2 protein-coding genes and 1 pseudogene are annotated in these 3,183 nt (G+C 63.5%); 2 read left to right on the forward strand and 1 reads right to left on the reverse strand.

The window, feature by feature from the left end:
* Nucleotides 1–335 (reverse strand): annotated as a pseudogene (locus ACI944_RS13595) (hypothetical protein); the annotation flags it as partial.
* 330 nt (nucleotides 336–665) lie between these two features.
* On the opposite strand from ACI944_RS13595, the gene ACI944_RS13600 reads away from it, so the two are divergent.
* Together ACI944_RS13600 and ACI944_RS13605 are read left to right on the forward strand one after the other, a co-directional pair.
* Nucleotides 666–1,853 carry a redox-regulated ATPase YchF gene (locus tag ACI944_RS13600; protein ID WP_411719565.1) on the forward strand — a complete coding sequence of 396 codons (1,188 nt, stop codon included), beginning with the start codon at nucleotides 666–668 and terminating at the stop codon, nucleotides 1,851–1,853.
* Nucleotides 1,854–1,933: 80 nt separating this feature from the next.
* Nucleotides 1,934–3,183, forward strand: a 1,250-nt coding sequence (locus ACI944_RS13605; RefSeq protein ID WP_411719566.1) for a cytochrome P450, incomplete at its 3' end; no start/stop codon positions are given.

The following is a 3,183-nucleotide window of genomic DNA, read 5'->3' on the forward strand; positions in this document are numbered from 1 at the left end:
TGGACGGCGTAGGCCCCCGGCGTAATCCAGATCTGCCCCCCCGTCGCGGTGTCGGCCCCGTAGAAATCGGTCGACGAGACGTTTTCGATCCGTACGGTAAACGTCGTCGCACCGTGCTCCATGCTTTTATCATCCATACTTTCGTCGTCCATGCTCTCATCGTCCATACTCCCGTCGTCCATTCCGTCGCTACCGCCCTCGTCGTCCATGCTCTCGTTGTCCATCCCGTCGCTACCGCCCTCGTCGTCGCCGTCACCGGTACAACCAGCCAGTGCTGCGATCATGAGCGCGCCTGTCGCTCCGATGAACCGTCGCCGTGTCTCGTGTTCCGTCATACGAGTATCACGTCGATCAGTGGCTCAAAAGGTATTTTTCAACAACCGGACAGAGTGCGTCCGGAGTGGATCTAGAGTCTGTTCAAATTTCGTTCCACATTGGCGATTTAGAGGATCAGATCGGCAGCCCAGAGGCCGAAGCGCGGGGCGGCGACGGGACGCACGGACCACCTCTCGGGCGCAGATGATCGGACGGACGTCCCGCTCGAATCGGGGGCGTGTTCGGAATCGGCCGAAACGCGGTCACGGCCGCGCTGCTCGCGTGACACTCACACCCGCTCTCGGGGCGTTTAATAACCCTTTAGCGGCTTGTTCGACTCCATATGCGTAATGAGCTATACGATCGGACTCGTCGGCAAACCCTCCGTCGGCAAGTCCACCCTATTTAACGCAGCGACGATGAACGACGTCCCTGAAGGGGCCTATCCGTTCACGACCATCGACCCGTCGGTCGGCGAGGCGTACGCCCGCGTCGACTGCGCCGGCCCGGAGTTCGGCCACGACTGCACGCCGAATCACGGCTACTGCGCCGACGGCGTCCGGTTCGTCCCGACAAAACTCGTGGACGTGGCTGGACTCGTCCCCGGCGCACACGAGGGAAAGGGTCTCGGCAACCAGTTCCTCTCGGATCTCAACGAGGCGGACGTGTTGCTCCACGTCGTCGACTTCACCGGACAAACCGACATGGAGGGGGAACCGACAGAGGGGCACGATCCCCGCGAAGACATCGATTTCCTCGAGAATGAACTCGATATGTGGTATCTCGACATCCTCGAGAAGGGGATCGAGCGCTACCGATCGGGGTACGGCGGCGAGGAGCGGGCGATCGAAGCCGACCTCGCCGAACAGATGTCCGCGTTCGGAATCAAAGAGGAAGAACTCAAGCAGGTGATTCTCGCGCTGGGTCTCGAACTCGATCCGGACGCCTGGGAGGCGGCGGACCGCGAGGCGCTGGCCCGCGAAATTCGGATCCGAACAAAGCCGATGGTGATCGCGGCGAACAAGGTCGACACCGAGACTGCACAGGAAAACTACGCCGAGATCGCTGACGATCCTGACTACGAGCACCTGACGATTGTCCCCGTCTCGGCTCACGCCGAGAAGGCGCTCAAGAACGGCGACGAAGCCGGACTGCTAAACTATCGACCCGGCGATAGTGAGTTCGAAATTCTCGAATCGCTTCCGGATGAAAAGGAGGCCGGCCTCGATCGGATCGGCGACTTCCTCGACGAGTTCGGCGGAACCGGCGTCCAGCGGGCCATCGAGACAGCACTGTTCGGGGAGTTGGGCGCCATCGCGGTGTTCCCCGGTGCGCGAAAGCCACAGGACGACGGCTCCTTTCTGCAGGACTGTTTCGTCTTCCCCGGCGGCTCGACCGCCGAGGAGTTCGCCTACTTTCTGCACACCGACATCGGCGAGGGCTTTCTGCACGCCCACGACGTTCGCACGGAGCGACAGATCGGGGCCGACACCGAGTTGTCCCACCGCGACGTGATCGAGATCACGACGACGAACTGAGACGGACGAAATGTGCGGCCGGTTCCGGAGGCGGCTGCCGAACGCGAAAGCCCCAAGCCGCCGAGGGTATATATTAATATATGGCATCGCGACTCCCCGCACCGCCCGAGGCGGGTTTGGTAAACGGACTCCGCTTCGGGACCGACACGATCCGGTTCCTCGACGGGGTTCAGGCCCGCTACGACGACGGAATCAGCATTCCGATTCCGGGACGGCCACCCCTCGTCGTCCTGACCGGCCCCGACCTTGTCGGCGAGGCCCTCGAACGCCCCGACGACTTCCAGCGAGTCCCGGCACAGGACGCCGCGGCGATGATCGCCGAACGGGGGCTCGTCCAAAGTGAGGGCGAGTTGTGGTCTCAACAGCGCTCGGTCGTTGCGCCCTCCTTCAGCGGGCGGCAGATCACCGCCTATGCCAACACGACCGGCGAGCGGATTGAGGAGCGCGCAACGCGCTGGGCTGAGCGCGGCCCCCACGAGACGAACCTCCACCGCGAAATGACGTCGCTCACGGTCCGGGTCGCAAGCGAGATTCTTCTCGGAACTGATATCGGTAAGGCCCAAGCCGACCAGTTCCACGAGTGGATGCGTGTCGCGGGCGAGGAGTTTGAGTTCAGCATCGACACCGTCCTCCCGGAGTGGGTGCCCACGTCGGTTTCCGAGGAGTTCCGCGAGGCCGCCACCGGCATTCGCGAACTGAGCGAAGACCTCATACAACAGCGTCGAGAGACGCTCGCCGAGGGCAAGCGTCCCGAATCTATGGACATGCTCACGATGCTTATCCGGGCAGAGGACGACCCCGACATCGACTACCCGGAGAACCAGATCCGCGACGAGGTGGCAACGTTTCTCATCGCCGGCCACGAGACGACTGCACTGAGTCTCTCTTATACCTTGAGTCTGCTCTCGTGGCACCCCGAAGCTCGACGCCGTGTCCGCGAGGAGGCCCGCGAGGTTCTCGGGGACGGCCCGCCGACCCACGGCGATCTCGCTGGGTTGTCGTACACGAAGCGGGCCTACCGGGAGGCGCTCCGGCTGTACCCGCCTGCGTGGGCGATCTTCCGACAGGCGGACGGCGACGTCGAGTTGGGTGAGTACACCGTTGAGGACGGCTCGGCGGTCGTCATGCCGTTGCGGTCGATCCAACGCGACAGCCGCCACTTCGACGATCCCGAAACGTTCGATCCGGACCGCTGGCAGCGGCGCGATCCGAACGCCGTCGACGCCTACCGGCCCTTCTCCAGCGGCCCCCACGCCTGTATCGGCCAGGGGTTCGCACTGGCCGGCGCGACGCTCACGATCGCTCGGATCGTCGCCCAATTCGATGTCGA

Origin of the sequence: Natronomonas sp. (assembly GCF_046710025.1) — an archaeon.
In the GTDB taxonomy this organism is placed as follows: Archaea; Halobacteriota; Halobacteria; order Halobacteriales; family Haloarculaceae; genus Natronomonas.

Excerpts from the sequence above, each read along its gene's own strand:
- ACI944_RS13600 (WP_411719565.1), top strand. The coding sequence starts at position 666 with ATGAGCTATACGATCGGACTCGTCGGCAAACCCTCCGTCGGCAAGTCC.